This is a genomic window from Synechococcus sp. WH 5701 (assembly GCF_000153045.1).
Taxonomy (GTDB): Bacteria; Cyanobacteriota; Cyanobacteriia; order PCC-6307; family Cyanobiaceae; genus Regnicoccus_A; species Regnicoccus_A antarcticus.
In genome coordinates this window covers 814,084-833,614 of sequence record NZ_CH724159.1, presented here as the reverse complement: position 1 = coordinate 833,614, position 19,531 = coordinate 814,084, and the positions used below count along the sequence as shown (strand labels likewise).

Genomic DNA, 19,531 nt, shown 5'->3' with positions numbered 1-19,531 from the left:
AGTGGGCTTTCGCCGTCTCAATCAGATCAAGAAGCCTGCCCTCAGGTGTCTCTGGAAGCACTCTGCGCTGGCCGGGCTTCATCGCAATCCTGAACTCAGCCTCGCAGTCCTGGAAGTCGTTTCGTTTCTCGATGCCGATGTGGCCGGCATCGCCGTAGATGAGGCGTTCATCCCCATGGAGCCGTTCAGCTGCTGTGTTCAGCTCATGAACATTGGCGGCGGTGCTCTCAACAGAGTGGACCAGGCCAGATGCGGCATCAACTCCGATGTGGCAGCGCATTCCAAAGAACCACTGCTTGCCCTTGGCCACTGAGTGCATGTCAGGATCCCTCTCCTTGGCCTTGTTCTTGGTGGAGCTGGGGGCATTGATTATCGTGGCATCAAGGATCGTTCCTTCCCTCAGCATCACTCCTCTCTCGCTAAGCATCTGGTTCACACCCTCAAGAATCTGCTCCGCGATCCGGTGCTCTTCCAGCAGATGGCGAAAGTTGAGAATCGTCGTCTCATCAGGGATCCGGCCATCCATCGTCTCGATCCCTGCGAAGCGGCGGAAGCAGGGCGTATCGATCAGCATCTCCTCCATCAATGGATCTGAAAGCGTGAACCACTGCTGCAGCAGATGGATCCGCAGCATCACCTCCAAAGGAATCGGCGGACGACCTCCTTTGCTGGAGGGCTTGTGATACACGGGCTCAATCAAGGCCAGAAACGCTTCCCAGGGAACCGTGGCCTCCATCTCATCCAAGAAGCGCTGGCGGCGCGTCCTCTTTTTGGCGTAGATCTGCTCGTAGTCCGTGAAGCCCAGCTGGAGAGGGTCGGCCATCCGTTCCAGTCTCAGTCTTGGATCTGGACTGATTTTAGCGGGTTTTTCAGGGGTTCCTTAAGCGTGGCGAGTTTCTGGGTGCGTTTGACAAAGAATCTCTAGCTGGTGTTTGTGGTTTAACGCGTCCGGGTTGCTGTCAGCCCAGTGGCAGTGAAAAAGCTCGCATCTTGGGCCTCCTGTCCTTTGGTGCCTCGCCTGGCTCAGTATTGCGCGTTGGTCAATGGGCCGGAGAGTGGGCCAAGCACGATCCACGAGAATCGCACTGGCATCTTGGCCCGGTTGCGGTAGAGCCATCTCGACAAGGACAGGGCGTTGGGTCGGCGTTGCTGAAAGGCGCCTGTAATCGCATGGATCAACGCGCCGCCATACTTTATTTGGAAACCGACAAAGAAGAGAACGTGAGGTTTTACCAGAAGCATGGTTTTGAAGTGGTTGGCCAAAGCTTGGCGCTCAACCAGAAAAGCTGGTATATGAGACGCCTTCCGTGATCAGATTTCTATTTCAAGCACCCTACACAAACTGTTTCAGGAAGAATCAAAGAACAGGTCAAGCAAAGACATCGAGATGGACGCGGTATGTGCGCTAACGCACCCTCGCTGAGTTATACTAGCAAGGTCCCGAAACAATGGACTTGCCCTATGCGAAATACACAGGATACGGAAACCCCAAGACGCTTAGCCGGCCGAGTGGCGATAATTGGCGCACTGCTAGCCTGGTCGCAAATCGCTGTGTATATGGTAGCCCTGAAGGGTGACCTCGCAGTGGTCTTTGAGCCAGCAATATTTCTCAGCCTGCCCGCCCCTACACACGATTATTTTCACGCTTCGCTAATTCTGGACACACTTGGCTTCTACCTTCCATTCTTGGTGATTGGCGGTTACCTATGGTCGGTAATGCGCGTAGAGCACGGCGCGCTGATTGACATCGCGGCGCTGTGCATTGTTACTTACGCGGTGATGGGTATTGCCGGGGACGCCCTGTTGTTTGCCACGGTGTCACCCTTGGCGGCGATGCATGCCGCCGGTGACCCCGCCATCAAAGTCGCCAGCGAGACCACCTGGCTGGCCCTTGCGAAAGGTGCCCAGCAGGGTCTTTGGATCATGGAGGGTCCAGTCATGGGTTTTTGGGGTCTGGTCATGGGCAGTACCATGTGGCGTGCGGGCAAGCCATACGGCCGCCTGCTGATGGTTGTCGGATTTTGCTATGCAGCGGTTTTTGTGCTGGGGGTGCTAGGCCTTTGGTCTGTGACCCAACAGTTTCAGCTGGTTTTCCTGATCTTGTTGCCCCTGTGGTCGCTGCTTACCGGGATCGCGCTCTTGCGTCAACGAACAAATTGACAGCATTTCAATGATTACCCTTGATTGAGTCCTGGCTCTATCTACACTGCAACCGACCCTGTCTGCGACGAAGAAACCTGCCGATCAATCTAATAGTACCGCTCGACACTGCAACCCCAATGTCAGATCGTACCGAAGAGGGCCGTTCAAATAAATATTCTAAGAGTCCACTTCTATTGCCTAGTGGCTAGGATCAACCAATGTTCACTTGCCAAAGAACAAACAAATGCAGTCAGAAGATGCGCCGCGCCGCTGCTTTGGGCATTAGACGCACATTATTTGGCGTAGTTCCCGGAAACAGGTTAGAATAGTAGGTAACACGGAAAGAATCACATATGAGCATGCATAGACGTGAGTTTATCCTGGGCTTACTAGGTGGCGCAACTGTTGTGGTAACCACCACCAGCTGGGGCAAGCCCTTTGACCCTTCCGTACAAGCCGCCATGCCCGACCTCGGCATTACGGAAGTGAAGGCCATCGCCGAGAAGGGCTTCATCTACGGCCTGCCCATCGTGATGAACTACACCGTGATGTATGAATATGTTGTTGACAAGGGAGGCAGCCAGTTCAAGGCCCCGTTCAATCAGATCAAGAACGAGCCGAGGGTCTACACCTACAAGGACACTGCGGTCATCACACCGAATAGCGACACCCCCTATTCGTTCGTCTGGCTGGACCTCCGCGCCGAACCGATGGTCCTGACCGTGCCAGCGGTTGAAAAAGATCGCTACTACGCCGTCCAGCTGACCGACGGCAACACCTACAACTACGGCTACATCGGCAGCCGCTCCACCGGCAATGCTCAGGGCAGCTACATGGTTGTCGGACCCGATTGGAAAGGGAAAAAGCCGGCAGGAATCAAAAAAGTCTTCACTTCCAGTACACCCTTCTCCGTCGCCATTTATCGGACCCAACTCTTCGACCCGGCAGACATGCCGAACGTGATCAAGGTCCAGGATAGCTACAAGGCGGAACCGCTGTCCGTCTTCCTCAAGCAACCCGCACCTGCCGCGGCCCCGACGATCGACTTCAGCCAGGCTACCACCGCAGGAATCAAGGAGAATTTCTGGAGCTACCTCCACGCGGCGCTTGAATATGTTCCGGAAACGGACGTGGACAAAGACATCCGCGCAAAGCTCGCGACCATCGGCATCGGCCCGAAGAAGACCATCGACTTGAAGGACCTTTCGCCAGAGCACCGGAAAGCCATCGTCCAAGGCATGAAGGCTGGTGATGAAAAAATCAGCACCTTCCTGGCCTCGGGTCTGACCGACATCAATGGCTGGCAAGTTGGATCCCTTCCGGGAGACGAAGCTCACTACAACGGCGACTGGCTCAAGAGAGCCGGCACCGCCAAGGCAGGCCTGTATGGCAACAGCGCCGTCGAGGCAGTTTATCCGCTGACCCGCGTGGACGGCGATGGCAAGAAACTCGATGGCAGCAAGAACAATTACACCATTACATTCCCTGCGGGTCAATACCCTCCGGTGAATGCCTTCTGGTCAGTCACCATGTATGACGGCAAGACCCAGTATCTGATCAAGAATCCGATCAACCGCTACCTCATCAATTCGCCGATGATTCCCAACATGAAGAAGGGGAAAGACGGATCTCTCACCCTTTACGTCCAGAAGGATTCGCCCGGCGAGGGCAAGGAGTTGAACTGGCTCCCTGCGCCAGACGGTCCGATCTATCTCGTGATGCGCCTCTACTGGCCGAAGACCGAGGCGCCATCGATCTTGCCACCCGGTGCAGGCACATGGAAGCCACCGGGCATCGTGAAGGCAAATTAATTACGGCCTCGATTCCAATGGTTGCAGACACTGCCGGGCAGCGGGTTCGCGATCCTGCCCATTTACGGGCCGCTTCAGCCGTGGATCGATAAGACCTGGCGGCCCAGCGAGATTGAACTCGTCAAGTGAGCGGGCTTTCAATCAACGAAATCCGACTATCAAGGTTTAACTTCTCATGAAATCACCAATGATCAAAAGTCTTTCGTCACTAGTAGTGGTCGGTGCACTGGCTTTCGCTACAGGGGGACCTGCATTGGCACAGGTATCACCACAAACCCTGAAGTCGATCTCGATACCGAACAAGGTCGCGACGCCGATCGGACCCCTCGATTTCTTCGACGGGGTGCCGTCCAAGGCGACTGCCGAAGCGGTCTACGACAACCTCGATCGAATGCGCGGCACGGCGGTGTTTCTGGACAACATAGGCGCGGTGTCGATGTATGCCGTGCGTACCGGCCTGGCCGATGCCGGGGCCAAGGGGGCCAACAAGATCGCCCTGTTCCCGCAGTTGCTGGATTCGCAGACGCTGGTGGTCACGGCCAACACCTCCACGCTGTACGCCTACACCTTCACCGATCTGGCGCAGGACGGCCCGACGGTGATCGAGATCCCGCCCGGCATGCTCGGTTTTCTCGACGACGCCTGGCAACGCTTTGTCGGCAACATGGGCGTTACCGGGCCTGACAAGGGCCAGGGCGGCAAGTACCTGGTCCTGCCGCCGGGCTACACCGGAGCGGTCCCCGAGGGCTACTTCCTGCTCAAGCCGCCGACGAACCGGAACTTCCTCTTCCTGCGTGGCTCAATCAAGGGCGGACTAAAACCTGCTGTCGAAAACATCACGTCGAAGCTGCGCGTCTATCCGCTGAAGGATGCGGCCAAGCCGGCGCCGACTGAGTTCGTTGATATGTCCGGCAAGGCCTTCAACACCGTCTTCCCCAGCAACTTCAGCTACTTCGAGAACCTGAACGCGATCATCCAGGACGAACCGATCGACGCCATCAGCCCCGAGGTGCGCGGTACGATCGCCGCCATTGGCATCGTCAAGGGCCAGCCGTTCAAGCCCGATGCGCGAATGAAGAAGCTGCTGACGGAGGCCGCCACGCTTGGCAACGCCACGTCGCGGGCCATCACCTACCATCCGCGATTTGCCGGGGTGAAGATCTATCCGGACGACCCCAAAAGCGTCTGGTCCACGGCCTTCGCCAACAAGAACACCAGTTTCGAAGCCGATGGGGCGATGGGCCTGGACGCGCGCGTGCTCTACTACTTCAACGCCGGCGGCGTGACCCCGGCCATGGCCGCCAGCCGCGCCGGCGAAGGGTCAGACTACGCCTTGGCCGTACTCGATGCGAACCAACAGGCCTTCGACGGCGCGAAGACCTACAAACTGCGTCTGCCGCCGAACGTGCCGGTGAACGACTTCTGGGCCGTCACGCTGTACGACACGCAGACACGCTCGCAGCTCCAGAACAGCCAGAAGTTCCCGACGGTCGGCAGCCAGACCGAAGGCATGAAGAAGAACGCCGACGGTTCGTACGACGTCTACTTCGCGCCGAAGGCACCGAAGGGCAAGGAAGGCAACTGGCTACAGACGGTGCCAGGTAAGAGCTGGTTCACCATCCTGCGTATGTACGGGCCACTGGAGCCGTGGATCAACAAGACATGGCGGCCAAGCGAGATTGAACTTGTGCAATGAGCCAAACCTGCTAACGAACAAGGATAGATCGTACGCAGCCACGATCTATCCTTGTTCGATGTACGATCTATCCTTGTTCGATGGATCGATGGGAAATATGAGATGGCACTCTGGGACCGACGAGCTGATGTGATGGTTGAACCGGACCCTCGCGTCTCCCGCCTGAATGAACTGCGCCTGCGTCTTCCTGGCTTGGTGCGAGGGATTCAGGAGCCAGGGATTACTCGCCAGCGGAAGTCTGAGCTGGCGGCCGAATATGAGCAGGTGCTCGGCGCAGTCCTGGCCCTTGAGGTGGATGCCTTTTATTGGACAGCTCTGGCCCCTGACATCGTTAACCCTGGACGGGAGGAACAGGGTTCGGCCTCAGTGTAGACCTCATTGGGAGTTCTGCCTCCCAGAGAGCTGTGGGGTCTTACATGACAGTATCTCCACAGGAAGCGGGCAAGGCTGATCTCAGCTTCCCAGCCATCCTTGTAGGCACGTAGATAGACTTCCTCGTACTTGACGGTTCTCCACAACCGTTCAACGAAAATGTTGTCGTAACAGCGCTTTCTTCCAGACCAGCTGATCTTGATCTCCTCTGCCCGCAGCCTCGCAACGAAGGCAGATGACGTGAACTGCCCGGATTCAAGGGGTTGACGCAACACCCCTTTTGTCTGGGGCTGACCAGCGATGACGAGCAAACACCAAAGACAGATGGAGCTGCGGGCTCAACGCGGCTTGATGCGTTCGCCGGGATTGACGACCACTTCTCCGTGGACGGCACGTTGCTACAGGCCTGGGCGTCACACGCCTCCCTGAAGCGGATCGATGGCCTGGAGGACCCTCCGCCTCCGCCAGCAGGTCCTGGTGAAGGATTCGGTGCTCCCAAAGAAGGAGATGGCAGCAGACGTCGCCGGTGCCCACCAGAAGACCGTCGGCGCCGACAAGAATTACGACATGAACGTCAGCAGTACCCCTCGATTGCATTGTTTGACCCCCTTCATATCTTCCCTGGATTCTTGTCCATGACTTGACAAATCGTCCGAATTCTTCGGTTAATGCGCCTGTATCTGCTCAATCCAAATACACCCGTGAACAGACCAATGGGTACAAGTGCCATGCCGATGTAGCGAAGAATGCCAAATTCAATGAATTGGACGAAGGTCACGCCGGCGATGACCATGGCCACCGCCCCACGAAGATACGATAAGAGCGTACGTTCGTTCGCCAGAATCGTCCTGTCTATGGCCAGTTGATCGCGGAGAATCAGCTCATTCTCGCTGAAGCGAGCATACGGGTTGTTGCGCATTTTAAGCTTTCAGTCTGCCGTCGAATTTATTCTTCGGTGGTTTCCGTGAACCACTCCGAGGGGTAAATCTCTTTCCGAGAACCAACCGCAGATCGTGGGCTGAACGGGGGTGAGCCGGGTGTGATTGCAGTTGTTTTCAGCTGATCCCCTCAAACCGTAGGACGTGTTCGCGGGTCTGAGAACCACCCGAAACCAAATCCCTTGGCCCTACCGCTCCCTGCTCAGGGCCAGCGGCTCAGCGCTGGCCGTCACCGGCAACAGCCAACAGCCGCTTTTCGAGGTTGCTCCAGCCTCCCCCGGATACCACCCTGGCGGCGCTGCTGCCCCGCCTGCAGCTGGTGCAGGACTGCTGGGACCTGCTTGCCTGCCCCGCGATGAACGGGAGCCACCCACCTCATCCGCCTGCACCAGCATGTCGGTAAGCTCGATGCCGCTGAGGAGCCATAGGAGCGAAGCCGTCTCGCTGCTCTCGTCGGTGGCATAGGTGGTCTGGGCAATCGCCACCCCCAGTGGCTGGGAATACAGGCTCACCTGGGCAATGAAAGACGCTGCGGCGCCAGGCTTCTGATCAATCGAGCCCCGCAGTGTCTTGCCGTCGCAGACAAGAGTGTCGACGCCATCCGCCAGGGCGGGCTGCTGGCTCATCCACTGGAGTAGCAGGGCCTCAAACGCCTCCACATCGAGCTGCAGGAACAGGTAATGAAACGTGGATCAGATGATGGCTTGCCGATCTCCAGGCCGAGAACCTCGTTGAGCAAGCCCAAATGACGCTTGGCGAACCGCTCCATCCAGGGAACCCTGCCCGCTAAGGGTGGAGCAGAACCAGGCGGTGATGGTGGCCGTTGATGCGGCTGGGGCCGTGGTGGGCAGCTACTACCTCAGGCACAACTCCCTCGCCCTCGCCGCCCATGTGGCCAATGCCGGTTCTGAAGCGCGCAGGCTGGAGCCTGGAGTACCCGCAGAGGTGGACTAGAACCCACCTCAAGAGCCAGTCTGGCTCCGTGTCGCCGGCGGCAGTCATGCCCATCCTGATCCATGAGGGTCAAAATGGATGGGATCGCAGCTGCTCAGCGACCTGTTCGACGACCCAGATTGAGTCTTCTTTGTGGTCTGATCCGCTGATGGCGCACCGCGTGCTGACCGAGACAGCCGTAAGCATCTCGGAGCCCAAGAAGAACCCCATGGCCACCGTCGCGGCTGGTGAAGGGATGACCGTCGCGGTGCTCAACCGCAACGAGCCGGCCTTGTACTGCGTTCCTGCCGGGGCCTACGAGGAGCTGATGGATCTGGTGGAAGACCTGGAGCTGGGCCGCATCGCCGATGCCAGGCTGGCGGGCGGCCAGGAGCCAGTGCGGTCAGCCTTGATGCCCTTTGAGTGGGCCTTTCATCCCGAGGCTCTGCGGGAGTGGCGGAAGCTGACCAGCGCTGAGGCTCTCACCCCATGGCTGACTCCGGTCCCACTGAGCTTGATCAGCTGCGCCGCGAGAACGCCCGGCTGATCAGCCTGCTGGAGACCCACGGAATCGACTGGTACTCAGCTGGGGCCTCCCCATCACCAGAGGTCATTCCCAGATCCCAGCACGGCCGTCGAGGGATGGGGCAGCCTGGGGGCGCGGCCATGGTGAGAGGCGGATGATCTCCCGGAGGGAATGGCTGGCGGGCTCCTCAGTTCTGCTCGCGGCGCGCCTCGCCGGGCCGCTGCTTTCCCGCCCGGCGAAGGCCGATGGGGCGGAGGCATCGCTACCGGCACTGGCCACCGCCGTTCCCGACTTTTCGCCGCGCCACATCACCGCCCGCATGGTGAGCCTCCGTCCCTACCGACCCGAGGGCTTCCGGGTGGAGCTGGAGACCATCGCGGACCGATCGATCGTCCACAACATCGGCCACGGCGGCGCCGGCATCACCCTGTCCTGGGGCACCGCCCAGATGGCGGTGGACCGGTTGCTGGCGCTGCGGCAGCCGGGTCCGGTGGCGGTGCTCGGCTGCGGGGCCGTCGGCCTCGCCACAGCCTGGCTGCTGCACGAGGCCGGTCGGGCGGTGACGGTCTACGCCAGCGAAGTGCACCCGCGGGTCACCTCCAGCGTGGCCGGCGCCAGCTTCTTCCCCTCCCTGGTGGTGGCGGCTGCCTCCCGAGCGCCGGAGTTCGAGGAACGGCTCGCCGCCGCGGTGCGCACCTCCCACCGGCGCTTCCTGGGGATGCTCGGCCGGGGCATGGGAGTGGTCCGCCGTCCCCACGTCGTTCTCGCTGCGCAGCGGCCGCTGGCTGGCTGGGTGTCGAGATTGCTGCCGGAGATCTTCCCACCGCCGCTCGAGATCCGCGATCCTTCTCTGCCCTTCGCAGCCCAGTGGGTGGGAGTCGAGGAGCGCCTCTTCATCGAGACCCAGCAGTATCTGCCCGCCCTGATGGGGGCGGTGCGCAAGGCCGGCATGGCGATCCAGAGGCGCACCTTCCGCGATGCGGCGGCACTGGGGCGGCTGCGGGAGCGGCTGATCGTGAATTGCACCGGCATCGGTAGCGTCGGCCTGTTCGGTCATGCCGACCTGATCCCGGTGCAGGGGCAGCTCACCCGCCTGCAGGCCGATTCCCGCCTCAACTACACCCTCTCGGCGCCGGGGCTCTACCTCCATCCCCGCCGCGACGGCCTGCTGCTGGGCGGTACCCAGGACGTCGGAGTGCTCACGCCCCGCTTCGATCAAGCCGCCGAGGAACGAATCCTCGCCGGCATGCGACAGCTGTACCGTCCCGCCGACTGATCGCACCGCCGAGCAGGCGAACAGACTGATCTGGAAGAAGAAGCGGAACGCGAGCGGATGGCAGCGGTCATCCTCCAGCAAGGGGTAGAGGCCGAGGGTGTGCCGACCGGCCAGATGGCCGTGGTTGGCCGCATCGGGGTTCTCGCGGGGGCCATGTTCAGCGTGATTCGGCGAGCTGCGCCAGTGCATCACGGCGCTGCTCCCCAGCCATCGGGCCTGCAGCTGAGAGCAGGCTGCGCCGGAACCAGCCCTGGGCTGGCACAGGCTGGAGCAGCAGGGCCAGCACAGCCAGCAGGGCCAGGGGTTCAAAGGGGGCCTGATGGCTGGGCCACACGCCGGGTCCGCGGTAGAGCAAAGCCTGCAGGGCATCGGTCTGAGAATCGCTGAGAGGACCCCAGCGGCAGCCGATCAGCAGGAAACCTCGCTCGTGACGGTGCTGCTCGGGCCACAGAGGCAGGGCGTCCCCAGGCCGCCCAGGCAAGGCCAAACTCCATTTTCCAGCATCACCGGGGAGTCCATCACCAGGGAGCTTGCCGCCGGGATGGGACCGGGCCAAGGCAAGTTCCACGCCCTGCTCGCTGATGGCCAGGATCCTGGCTGGCCATCCTCCCCGGGGGGTGAGCAACGACAGGATCAGACCGTCGATCCGCAGCCAGGGCACCGGGCTGTCCTGAGGACGGTCCCAGCAGGTGCGCAACGCCAGCAGCAGGCTGGTGCTGCCGAGCAGCGACCAGGTGAGGCCAAGGGCCTGGTTGGCGGGAGCAAGGCTGGAGGCTGCGGCCTCGATCGGGCCGGCCGTGCCGGGGCCGACGATCAGCAGGGTGAGATTGAGCAGCTGCAGCCCGAGCAACCCCAGCAATGGCACCAGCAGGCGCCGCTCGGGACCAGGCCTGGCCCAGCCGCTGATCGCCTTGGGGGTAACCCGGAAGTGCTGGGGCCGGCCGGCCACGGTGCTGAGCACGGCCGCCACGAGCGGCAGCAGAAAGATCCAGCGGTAGAGCTCCGGCAACAGGGCGTTGCGGGCGCCGCGGCTGAACCAGCTCACCAGCAGCAGTTGAGACAGGTAGAACGGCAAGGCCATGGTCACCAGGCCTGGTCCCTGCACCAGGATCGGGGCCACCCCCAGCAGTCCCAGCGAGAGCGGCATCAGCAGCAACAGCAGCTGAGGCACCACGTTGAACCAGTGGAGGATCCCCTCCAGGTAGGCAATCCGCTGCAGAGGAGTGAGCCCGGCGATGGTGAAGGGATTGGCGCCCGTGCGCAGGGTCTGCAGGGTGCCACTGGCCCAGCGGCTGCGCTGGCGTGCCATGGCCCCGATCGTGAACGGCGCCAGCCCCGCGCTCAGCTTGGCGTCGAGGTAGAGGTTGCGGTAGCCCGCCGCCGCCAGCCGGATGCCTGTGGCCAGATCCTCGGAGGGGGTTCCGGTCTCGAAGCCACCCACCCGCTCCAGGGCCGAGCGACGCATCACGAACGAGGTACCGGCACAGACCACGGCTCCGACCGCCTGGCGGGTGGGCTCGATCCAGCGGTAGAAGCTCTCCTCATCGGGCATGAGCCAGCGCTCCAGCCGCAGGTTGCGCATCACTGGATCAGCGTTCATGTACGTCTGGGGGGTCTGAACGAACCCCACCCGTGGATCGGTGAACAGGCCCACGCTGCGAACCAGAAAGGCAGACCGCGGCACCACATCAGCATCGAAGACCGCCAACAGATCGCCCTTCAGATGCGGCAGAGCGTGGTTGAGGTTGCCCGCCTTGGCATCGGTGTTGCCGTCACGGCTCAGGTAGCGGCAGCCAAGGCGGCGGCAGAGCCGGCTCAGCTCCGGGCGCGCGCTGTCATCGAGCAGCCAGACCTGGTGGCGTGGGTAGTCCATCGCCAGGCAGCCGCGCAGGCAGCGCTCGATCAGGTCGACCGGTTCTCCGCAGCTGGGCACCAGCACGTCGACTGCCGGAACGCGCCAGGGTTCCCAGGCGATCCGCTGCTGCAGGGTGGACTCGGCCGCGGCGGCCTCCTGTTGCACCGGCGGCTGCCGGGCCCAGGTGAGCCAGAGCTGCAGCAGGCCATTGGCCAGCAGGGTGAGCTCCGCCACCAGCATCAGCAGGCTCAGGCCGGTGCTGATGGGCGTGGCCAGGTTGAGGGTCGCCCCGATCCGCCAGACCAGGTAACGGCCCCCCAGAATGGTGATCACCAGCACAGCCGAGCGCCGGGCGGCCAGGGGCAGGGTCTGCTCCGGCCGGCTCGCCAGCCAGGCGGCCCAGAGCGCCACAACCAGGGTCGGCAGCGGCACGGTCCAGCCGGGCAGCATGGCCATCGGGCTCACCAGAGCAGCGCTCAGCAGCGGCAGGGTGGCCAAGAGGGCGATCTGGGTCGGCCGCCGCTGGGACAGGCCGTTGGGGAGGCGGAACACACGATCGCTCCAGGGGGAAGGGGCTACTGGATGGACTACCGGGGAACACGCCAAATGGATGGAGCAGCTGCATGGCCTGCGGAGGCCGTCAACGTCTGGGCGGCTGTCTCAGGATGTCCAGGCTCCAGTCAGAATTTAGGTAACCAAGCCGGTCGAGCGCGGCACCCTCGCCGGCACTGCGGATACCGGCGGACCTATGTGGCATCGCGGTGCTCGGCCAACTCCGGGGCGTCGTAGCCGTCAGGCATCCGAGCAGAGGTGGCAGGCCAGCCGGATCAGTCCAGCAAGCCGATCCACCCAAACGCCGGCGGCACCAGAGTGGTTCGAGATGGTCTGAGCAAGGCAAGGCCATGAGCACGCCCCTGGAGAAACCGACCGCGATCCAGGGCGCCTGCCCAGGCTTTCACCGCGCAGGGCATAGCGACGCCTGCAAATGGCATGGCTCAGCAGGTTCAGCCCTGCGGATGGCGCAGGGTGCGCCAGTGGCCGCTCTCGGTGCTCACCTCCACTCCGAGGCCAATCGGGCTGTCACCTGGGCGGCCGTAGCGACTGTCGCCGGTCCGGTTCCACCACCGCCTGGCGAAGTCCCACGCCTCCTCGGACGATTCGAAGTGCTCATCCAGCTCCGGGTGGGGCTGACCCTGCTGATCCACCAACCGGTAGCGGCGTGGCTGGGGGCTGGTGCTCATCAGGAAGGTGTCGGCCATCGGTTCTCCTCTCACTCTGGTGACGCTGGATCGTTTCGGTCGGTGCTGGTGGTCACCATTGGGAAGCTCAGGCCTGCCAGCCCTTCTGTCGCAGTTCACTCCAGAGCTTGAGGGCTTCGATGCGGCTCAACTCACTGCACTTCTTCAGCGCTGCAATCGTCTCCCCGTGAGCCACTCAGCGGTCATGACCTCCAGCCGCTGTTCCTGGCGGTTCGGGCGGTTCGGGCGAAAGCACAGTGCCTGGCGGCCGTCCTTCAACCAGCTTTCCCTGGAAGTGAGGCGAGCGCGATCACACGGTGCAGGCGGAAAGTCAGGAGGGGATGCAGGTCAGGTTCAGCCACGACCAAGGCAGGCTGAAGTGCCGTCTCAGCTATTCATTCGTCGAGCCTACGTATGAGGCAAGAGCCCAAAACCCTTCTCTTCTGCAATGGTTCTGGGAATTGCCACGCCCGCAGCTGCGAAAACCTCCGCTTGGTGGTCCACGACTGTCCCGAGAGCAATTCCTGATGGTGGTGATGCTGATCGATGCCGGCGTATTGCAGCAGCCCTTGCTTGAGCTCAGCTCGTTGTTCAAGCAGCACCGCAATCGCAATGACGAGTGCCGGATGGGGCTCGACGCCAGGACCACCTGAGATCACGCACCTGCCTGAAGAGTTGCCTTAACAGACATTATCGAACCGATGACAGCGATCCTCCCCAACAGCAGACTGTTCGAAGCCCCCTTGAACCAGAACCATGAACGACCGTTGGATGGTTCGGGGGCGCGAATTCCCAAACTTCAACTGTGACTGGGGCTGTCCCTGCCAGTTCAATGCCCCCAGCACCCACGGCCATTGCGAAGCGATCGGCAGCGGCATTGTCGACGAGGGCTACTTCAACGACACCAGCCTCGACGGACTGCACTGAGTCCTGCTCCTCCAATGGCCTGGTGAGATCTCAGCCGGCAACGGCACCCAACAAGCAATCATTGACGAACGGGCAACCCCCCAGCAGAGAGAATCCCTGAGAAGAATTCTCCACGGCGAGGCCACAAAGCCAGGAGCTACGGGTTTCTACGTGTACAACAGCACAATGTCCACGGTACTGGAAACACTCTTCGCTCCAGTCACGGTGTGACTGGCCTGATCGAATCCAGCGGCACCCCGATCATCAACCTGCTCTCGGGCCAGGAGCATCGCGCGGGTATCTCTCTGCCCGATGGCTTCGAATACACCTTCGCCGAGATGGGCAGCGGCAGCACCCGATCCAGCGCCGCAATTGCCCTTGAACTCAAGGACAGCTACGGCCAGTTCAACTACATGCATCTCACCCAGGATGGCGTTATTCGCTAAACCAGCAGCAGGAGAACCTGCTCCCGCCTCAGGTGGTGGAGTGGCCTCTGGCAGCTCGTTTCCGTCTCGCGACAAAGGGGTGGTACTGGCTGTCCTGAGTGTGATCACCCTGATGGCCTGGCTTCAGCTTCTGCGCATGGCTGGCCAGATGGACATGGGCGAGTCAGTCGCCATGGCTGGAATGGCCGTTGGCATCGAGTCCTGGACGCTGCAACACGCCTGGATGATGGCCGTGATGTGGATGGTGATGATGGTCGCGATGATGGTGCCCAGTGCCGCACCGATGGTGTTGCTTTACGCGGCAGTGGCCCGCAAGGCAGCACGAGAGGGTTCCACTCAGGCCCCTTCAGCAGTCTTCATGAGTGGCTATGTGGCTGCTTGGAGCGGCTTTTCCCTGCTGGCCACCGCTCTGCAGTGGCTCCTCGATCAGGCCGCCATGCTCTCCCCCATGCTGCGACTGAGGAGCCCGGTCATCGGTGCGATGCTGTTGATCCTCACTGGCTTCTATCAACTCAGCCCAAAGCTGATGCCCTGGGGAGCCCGGGGAGGCAGACTGGCTGGGACAGCGGCCCTACTCTGTGGAGGGGCACTCTTCCTGGGCAAACTCCATTCGTCCTGATCTCAAGAACCCGGTTGCCTGGAGACCTCAAGAAATCTTAGTGAGCCTCTGGAAACCAGCCCCGAGTCCCAGGACAATAGGAGTCTGATTGCAGGCCAGACAAGGGTAGCGTGAGGTGGATTGTTCGGCTCAGAGCCTATGACCATTCCCCTGCTGCCTATTCGCCTGAGACTCTGCCCCACGCCAGAAAAGGATTGTACATCTGACACATTTCGATAATTCAGAAAGACAAGTACATAGCTTTCGGCAAGAATTCTTGCCATGGCAAAGGCAAGCATCTGAGTAAAACTGTAAAACCAGATCTGGGGCTGGGACAGCCATCCGCCGTTAGGGGTTGCACCGACAACTCCAGATGACAACGCAAGCCCTGCTGCCACAAAATGGAAGCCAATGCTCTGAGGTGGTTGCAGGAGCCGGGTGGTAATTCCTGACCGGTGAAGGCAGGATGGTTGAGTTGCCCTCGTTAGTTGTCTTGATGATTCTTTCCGGCCCCGCCCTCACGCTGCCCGACCGCCTCGATGCGCTTCTGGAGGCAGGGCTGGCCCGGGATCCGGAGGGTCCGGCCCTGCAGGATCTCCACACGAGCCTCAGCTGGCAGCAGCTGTCGGAGCGGGTGGAACAACTGTCGGCCGCCTACGCCACCATGCCGCTGAAGGCAGGCGACCGGGTGGCGTCCTTGATGCCCAACCGGGTGGAGCTGGTGATCCACTACCTCGCTTGCCTGCGGCTGGGCCTGGTGATCACGCCACTCAACTACCGCTATGTGGTGCCGGAGATCGACCATGCCCTGCGGGTCAGCGGGGCGGTGCTGCTGCTGTATCACCAGGAGCGCTTGGCTGATCTCGAAGCCACGGAGCTGGCCGGATCTCTGCCTCTTGGCCTGATCCGCTTCAAGGATGGGCAGACGGGGCCAGCGGCCGAAGGCGAGAGGAGTCTTGAGGATCTGATGGTCACCCCAGCCACCGGCGCGAAGCCGCCCTGCCTGCCAATTGAGGCCCCCGCGATCATCTATTTCACCTCCGGCAGCACCGCCAAGCCCAAGGGAGTGACCCACAGCCGGGCCAGCTATGGAGCAACGCTCGCCAGCCTGGCCCAGGCGATGGAATACATGCCGGGGGAGAGCCTGACGGTGGGCTGCTCGCTGGCCCATGCGGCGGCCTCGATGTACGGACTGGCGGCCCTCTCGGTGGGCGCCACGCTGGTGGTGGCGACCGAGAGTGACAACCATGCGCTCGAGGCGCTTCTGCATCACCGCAAGCCGAATCTGCTGCTGATGTTGCCGGCACCGCTGATGGGCCTGATTCATGACCGGGATCTGGATCCAGCCGATTTCGCCTACGTGCGCCTGTGCATCTCTGGCGGTGACAAGGTACCCCTGCAGCTGCAGCGGGATTTCAAGACCGCCGTAGGCTTTTCGATCGACGAATGCTTCGGCATGAGCGAGTGCGGTGTGGCCACAATGTCGCCGCCTTCCGGCGAGAACCGGGTCGGCTCGGTAGGTCGGGTCTGCCCCGGTTTCGAGTGCTCCATCCGTGACGAGGAGGGCCGCGAACTGCCGGTGGGCGCCGAGGGAAAGCTCTGGCTCCGCTCCGCTTCGGTGATGACGGGCTACTGGGACAATCCCACCGCCACGGCCGAAACGATTGTGGACGGCTGGCTCGACACCGGTGACGAGATGCGCCTGGACGCTGACGGCTACCTGTGGTTCTGTGGCCGACGCAAACAGATCATCGTTCACGATGCCTCCAACATCAGCCCGCAGGACGTAGAGGACGCCCTCTGCGAACACCCTGCCGTGGAACTGGCCGGAGCGATCGGCATCCATGACGTCATGCACGGAGAGAACGTCCGGGCCTACATCACCCTCCAGCAGGGTGCCCAGGCCCCGATGGCTGCCGAGCTGATTGGCTTTGCCCGCGAACGCATCGGTTACAAGGCACCGGAGGAGATCGTGGTGCTGGATGAGATGCCCCTCAACCCGAGCGGCAAGGTGGACCGCGTGGCGCTCAAAGCGATGGCGGCTGAAGCTCCCAAGAGCTGAAAGGCTGTCGAAAGCCCTACGGGACCGAGATGAGGCTCATGGCCCAGCAGAATGGCTCCACCTAGCGCTCAGGGGATTGGCGAAAAGCCTGCCGGGCATTGGATCTGAAACCCATCCCCACCAAGCCCTACACGCCGCAAACCAACAGCAAGGCCGAGCGGTTCATCAAAAGGATCCTGGCGAAATGGGCCTCCGTGATCGCCTACCAGACAGATGAGGAACGTAACCGCTGGCTACCTCGCTGTCTGGGGATCCATAACGGCAACAGGTGCCACATCGATCTCGGTGGCCTCACGCCTCAACAGTCCCTCCAGCGACTGCTGATCGATGAATGACCTGGCGAGAAAACACAAGGCCCTGTGTACCACCAGAATATTCATCACCATAGCTGCTGCTTCGATGATGAGCACCTTGGTTCAATCCCTGAGGCTTCCACAGCAGCTATCATGATCAGGCACCACCGGGACCGCTGAGTTGAACAAGATGATTGGACCACTGCGCCGAGCTTCGATCTATGGCCTGGTCAGTTATGCGGGGCTTGTTTTAATCAACAACTCCGAGTTGAACCTTCCCAACATGTGGATTGCCTACCTGCCGATGTTTATCGGTGTCTATGTGCTGACGCAGTGGGTCGACAAGAAGATCGGAAGCTGAGTTTCCAGGCATTGAACGAGGCTTGAATCGATAGCCAGGCAGTACACCAATCACCTCACGGTAAAGGTAACGCCGGTGGCCGATTTCAGAGCCACTGAGACGACACCAGCTCCGTGGCGCGACCTGGATCATCAAGGCGCTGAGGCAGTCAGCGCTGGAGCAACCAACGGAGCAGCGAGAGGCCAATGATCAGCCCGACTCCAGCGTTCCACAGCAGCGATGGACGCTGGGAGAGGCGCTGCAGCCAGCGGGGCAGTCGATCGCCCCAGCGCTCCAGCGCCAGCAGCGCCAGCAGCAGCAGTGCTACGGGGATCCCGATCGCCAACACCAGCTCACGCAGCATTCCATCCCTCGCTTCTCTCGGCACCGTACCCAGCTGAATTGAGAGCGGCAGCCGCCGAGCGCTGGCAGGGGGGTTCGCAGTACCCCAGAAAGCTGGGCTGCATGGATGTCCATGTCATGGTTCAGGGGTTGGCGAAACTGCCGCATGAAGGTGACACCACTGCGGTTGACGCCGGGGGCAGATCTTCGGCTGGCACTGGAGAGCTGGATGGCCCAGCAGATCGAGCAGGCCGGCTGCCTGATCAGCGGCATCGGCAGCCTGTCGGTGGCCCAGCTGCGGCTGGCCGGCCGACGGGAGTGCACCATCCTCCGAGGCGAGCTGGAGATCCTCAGCCTGGCCGGCACGCTCGCGGCTGATGGAGCCCACCTGCACTTCGCCATCGCCGACAGCAGCGGATCAGTGATCGGAGGCCATCTCTGCACTGGTTCTCTGGTGCGCACCACTGCTGAACTGATGGTGGGGCTGCTGCCGGAGTGGCAGTTCCGGCGGGAGCTGGATCCAGCCACCGGCTACGTCGAGCTGAAGATCCGGCAGGTGCCGGCCCCCTGAGGGGCCTGATCAACCCTCGGCTTCGTCTGCTGGAGGCGGCAGGCATCGCTCCACCTGCAGAAACACCAGCCAGGCCACCCCGGCGGTGAGGCCACCGGTCCAGTCGCTGCGCAGCAACTCCAGGATTGACACCGTGCTGGCGCCAATGCGAAGGCCCCGTAGAGCAAAACGACCCAGTTTGTCCGGATTGATGGGCATGGTCTGGGGTAATGACAAGCTCGCTTCGCCACTGGCGGAAAGCAGTGGATGATCAGCAGCGCCAGGATTGACCCACTGCACTGTGTCCATGTTGCTGCCAAGCCCCCTCTGCCCCCTCACGGCCGCCAAGATCGCTGGCCTGCAGGCCACGGTGCTACTGCTGCTCACCCTGCTCTTCAAGGCCAGGATCCAGATCAAGGCCGCTTCTGCCCTTGGGTTGTTTCTGCTGGCCCTGCAGACACTGGTGTTCCTGGCCGCCAGTAGCGCCCTGGGCCTGGCGGCCATCACCGCTGGTGCCGTGGCACTGAACCGTCGCCAGACGCAGGCGGCGTGACGACGCTGCCGCCATGGCGGCCGTTGCTGCGCGGGGCCCGCAAGAGGGAAGGACGATCACCAGCGGCCCGCTGGCTGCAGCTCGCCACAGTCGCTCCCGATGGCACCCCACGGGTGCGCACCCTGGTGTTCCGTGGCTGGGCCGATGGCGGCGTGTTGGATCTGCTGACCGACGGACGCAGCGCCAAGACGGCTGAGCTCCGGCAGCAGCCCGCTGTCGAACTGTGCTGGCTGCTGCCCAAAGCACGCTGTCAGTTCCGTCTGCGCGGCCAGCAACTGACCTTGCCCGCTGGCGTCGACGAGCAGGAGCGTCAACGGCATTGGCAGAACCTCACGCCCAGTGGCCGTGCCCTCTGGGGCTGGCCCGAACCGGGAGCTCCGATGGCTGCCGCCGTGGATTTCCCGACAGCACTCAATGACGAGTACCCACTGCCTGAGCAGTTCCAGCTGCTGCGCATCACCCTGGAGCAGGTGGAGTTGCTGGAGCTCAGGGATCATCCCCACCAGCGTCGTCGTTGGCGCCGCGCTGGCGGCTGGAGCGAGGAGCGTCTCAATCCCTGAGGGGTCGCCGTCACAGGAGATGAGACGCCTGAAGGCATTGGCTTTTGTGTGCGCTGTGGCCGGCTTATGATGCTGTCAGCGCTGGCGCTTATGG

General features: G+C 61.9%; 25 protein-coding genes and 2 pseudogenes. 18 read left to right on the top strand and 9 right to left on the bottom strand.

Annotated elements, in window-relative coordinates:
• A partial coding sequence (locus WH5701_RS05160) for an IS5 family transposase (RefSeq protein WP_006170966.1) occupies window positions 1-823 on the bottom strand: 823 nt, incomplete at its 3' end.
• A gap of 167 nt (window positions 824-990) precedes the next feature.
• Here WH5701_RS05160 and WH5701_RS16715 point away from each other — a divergent pair.
• The 4 genes from WH5701_RS16715 to WH5701_RS05145 all read left to right on the top strand — a co-directional run bounded on the left by WH5701_RS16715 (window position 991) and on the right by WH5701_RS05145 (window position 5,649).
• Complete coding sequence (locus tag WH5701_RS16715) at window positions 991-1,311, top strand: GNAT family N-acetyltransferase (protein WP_071934209.1); 321 nt, start codon at window positions 991-993, stop codon at window positions 1,309-1,311.
• Between the two features lie 246 nt (window positions 1,312-1,557).
• Complete coding sequence (locus WH5701_RS05155; protein WP_156776555.1) at window positions 1,558-2,160, top strand: hypothetical protein; 603 nt, start codon at window positions 1,558-1,560, stop codon at window positions 2,158-2,160.
• Between the two features lie 389 nt (window positions 2,161-2,549).
• Window positions 2,550-3,953, top strand: coding sequence for a DUF1254 domain-containing protein (locus tag WH5701_RS05150; RefSeq protein ID WP_037980382.1), 1,404 nt, complete (start codon window positions 2,550-2,552; stop codon window positions 3,951-3,953).
• A 187-nt stretch (window positions 3,954-4,140) separates the two neighbouring features.
• Entirely contained in the window at window positions 4,141-5,649 is a 1,509-nt protein-coding gene (locus WH5701_RS05145) for a DUF1254 domain-containing protein (RefSeq protein ID WP_037979639.1), read from the top strand.
• Window positions 5,650-5,951: 302 nt separating this feature from the next.
• On the opposite strand, the gene WH5701_RS16710 is transcribed toward WH5701_RS05145, so the two are convergent.
• Window positions 5,952-6,296, bottom strand: coding sequence for an integrase core domain-containing protein (locus tag WH5701_RS16710; protein ID WP_369791633.1), 345 nt, complete (start codon window positions 6,294-6,296; stop codon window positions 5,952-5,954).
• A gap of 96 nt (window positions 6,297-6,392) precedes the next feature.
• On the opposite strand from WH5701_RS16710, the pseudogene WH5701_RS18350 reads away from it, so the two are divergent.
• Window positions 6,393-6,527, top strand: a pseudogene (locus WH5701_RS18350) (IS5/IS1182 family transposase); the annotation flags it as partial.
• Between the two features lie 104 nt (window positions 6,528-6,631).
• On the opposite strand, the gene WH5701_RS05135 reads toward WH5701_RS18350, so the two are convergent.
• Window positions 6,632-6,940 (bottom strand): DUF202 domain-containing protein, encoded by a 309-nt coding sequence (locus WH5701_RS05135; RefSeq protein WP_006170959.1) that lies wholly within the window; start codon window positions 6,938-6,940, stop codon window positions 6,632-6,634.
• 207 nt (window positions 6,941-7,147) lie between these two features.
• A complete protein-coding gene (locus WH5701_RS05130; RefSeq protein ID WP_156776553.1) occupies window positions 7,148-7,585 on the bottom strand; it encodes a hypothetical protein in 438 nt (145 codons plus the stop codon).
• 166 nt (window positions 7,586-7,751) lie between these two features.
• On the opposite strand from WH5701_RS05130, the gene WH5701_RS17535 reads away from it, so the two are divergent.
• The 3 genes from WH5701_RS17535 (at window position 7,752) to WH5701_RS05120 (ending at window position 9,694) form a co-directional block, all read left to right on the top strand.
• Window positions 7,752-7,913: a hypothetical protein gene (locus WH5701_RS17535; RefSeq protein ID WP_006170957.1), complete on the top strand. Its 162-nt coding sequence runs from the start codon at window positions 7,752-7,754 to the stop codon at window positions 7,911-7,913.
• Between the two features lie 148 nt (window positions 7,914-8,061).
• On the top strand, window positions 8,062-8,439 hold the full coding sequence (locus tag WH5701_RS18345; protein ID WP_006170956.1) for a type II toxin-antitoxin system Phd/YefM family antitoxin: 378 nt from the start codon (window positions 8,062-8,064) through the stop codon (window positions 8,437-8,439).
• 133 nt (window positions 8,440-8,572) lie between these two features.
• Window positions 8,573-9,694 (top strand): FAD-dependent oxidoreductase, encoded by a 1,122-nt coding sequence (locus tag WH5701_RS05120; protein WP_006170955.1) that lies wholly within the window; start codon window positions 8,573-8,575, stop codon window positions 9,692-9,694.
• Between the two features lie 157 nt (window positions 9,695-9,851).
• Here WH5701_RS05120 and WH5701_RS05115 read toward each other — a convergent pair whose 3' ends face one another.
• The 3 genes from WH5701_RS05115 to WH5701_RS17530 all read right to left on the bottom strand — a co-directional run bounded on the left by WH5701_RS05115 (window position 9,852) and on the right by WH5701_RS17530 (window position 12,983).
• Complete coding sequence (locus tag WH5701_RS05115; RefSeq protein ID WP_006170954.1) at window positions 9,852-12,101, bottom strand: glycosyltransferase; 2,250 nt, start codon at window positions 12,099-12,101, stop codon at window positions 9,852-9,854.
• A 452-nt stretch (window positions 12,102-12,553) separates the two neighbouring features.
• The gene (locus WH5701_RS05110; RefSeq protein WP_006170953.1) at window positions 12,554-12,808 is read right to left on the bottom strand and encodes a hypothetical protein; all 255 of its coding nucleotides are present in this window, start codon (window positions 12,806-12,808) and stop codon (window positions 12,554-12,556) included.
• Window positions 12,809-12,875: 67 nt separating this feature from the next.
• Complete coding sequence (locus tag WH5701_RS17530) at window positions 12,876-12,983, bottom strand: DUF1651 domain-containing protein (RefSeq protein WP_156776552.1); 108 nt, start codon at window positions 12,981-12,983, stop codon at window positions 12,876-12,878.
• 145 nt (window positions 12,984-13,128) lie between these two features.
• On the opposite strand from WH5701_RS17530, the gene WH5701_RS18340 reads away from it, so the two are divergent.
• The 7 genes and pseudogenes from WH5701_RS18340 to WH5701_RS05080 all read left to right on the top strand — a co-directional run bounded on the left by WH5701_RS18340 (window position 13,129) and on the right by WH5701_RS05080 (window position 17,453).
• Window positions 13,129-13,440 carry a hypothetical protein gene (locus WH5701_RS18340; protein WP_156776551.1) on the top strand — a complete coding sequence of 104 codons (312 nt, stop codon included), beginning with the start codon at window positions 13,129-13,131 and terminating at the stop codon, window positions 13,438-13,440.
• Window positions 13,441-13,543: 103 nt separating this feature from the next.
• Window positions 13,544-13,924, top strand: a pseudogene (locus tag WH5701_RS18335) (DUF1326 domain-containing protein).
• Window positions 13,921-14,139 (top strand): hypothetical protein, encoded by a 219-nt coding sequence (locus WH5701_RS17975; protein ID WP_006170949.1) that lies wholly within the window; start codon window positions 13,921-13,923, stop codon window positions 14,137-14,139. Before WH5701_RS18335 ends, WH5701_RS17975 begins: the two are co-directional and overlap by 4 nt.
• Window positions 14,140-14,179: 40 nt before the next feature.
• Complete coding sequence (locus WH5701_RS05095; protein WP_006170948.1) at window positions 14,180-14,758, top strand: DUF2182 domain-containing protein; 579 nt, start codon at window positions 14,180-14,182, stop codon at window positions 14,756-14,758.
• Between the two features lie 475 nt (window positions 14,759-15,233).
• Entirely contained in the window at window positions 15,234-16,799 is a 1,566-nt protein-coding gene (locus WH5701_RS05090; protein ID WP_006170947.1) for a class I adenylate-forming enzyme family protein, read from the top strand.
• Between the two features lie 98 nt (window positions 16,800-16,897).
• The gene (locus WH5701_RS05085) at window positions 16,898-17,134 is read left to right on the top strand and encodes an integrase core domain-containing protein (protein WP_006170946.1); all 237 of its coding nucleotides are present in this window, start codon (window positions 16,898-16,900) and stop codon (window positions 17,132-17,134) included.
• 139 nt (window positions 17,135-17,273) lie between these two features.
• Window positions 17,274-17,453, top strand: a complete 180-nt coding sequence (locus tag WH5701_RS05080) for a hypothetical protein (RefSeq protein WP_037979633.1) — start codon at window positions 17,274-17,276, stop codon at window positions 17,451-17,453.
• A gap of 148 nt (window positions 17,454-17,601) precedes the next feature.
• Here the strand turns inward: WH5701_RS05080 and WH5701_RS05075 are convergent, their stop codons facing one another.
• Window positions 17,602-17,796, bottom strand: coding sequence for a hypothetical protein (locus WH5701_RS05075; protein WP_006170944.1), 195 nt, complete (start codon window positions 17,794-17,796; stop codon window positions 17,602-17,604).
• A 144-nt stretch (window positions 17,797-17,940) separates the two neighbouring features.
• Here WH5701_RS05075 and WH5701_RS05070 point away from each other — a divergent pair, with 144 nt between their 5' ends.
• Window positions 17,941-18,345 carry a PPC domain-containing DNA-binding protein gene (locus tag WH5701_RS05070; protein WP_006170943.1) on the top strand — a complete coding sequence of 135 codons (405 nt, stop codon included), beginning with the start codon at window positions 17,941-17,943 and terminating at the stop codon, window positions 18,343-18,345.
• 9 nt (window positions 18,346-18,354) lie between these two features.
• On the opposite strand, the gene WH5701_RS05065 is transcribed toward WH5701_RS05070, so the two are convergent.
• Window positions 18,355-18,543: a hypothetical protein gene (locus WH5701_RS05065; RefSeq protein WP_006170942.1), complete on the bottom strand. Its 189-nt coding sequence runs from the start codon at window positions 18,541-18,543 to the stop codon at window positions 18,355-18,357.
• An 88-nt stretch (window positions 18,544-18,631) separates the two neighbouring features.
• On the opposite strand from WH5701_RS05065, the gene WH5701_RS05060 reads away from it, so the two are divergent.
• A complete protein-coding gene (locus tag WH5701_RS05060) occupies window positions 18,632-18,877 on the top strand; it encodes a hypothetical protein (RefSeq protein WP_006170941.1) in 246 nt (81 codons plus the stop codon).
• Entirely contained in the window at window positions 18,874-19,437 is a 564-nt protein-coding gene (locus WH5701_RS05055) for a pyridoxamine 5'-phosphate oxidase family protein (protein ID WP_037979625.1), read from the top strand. Before WH5701_RS05060 ends, WH5701_RS05055 begins: the two co-directional genes overlap by 4 nt.
• The last annotated feature ends 94 nt before the right edge of the window (window positions 19,438-19,531 follow it).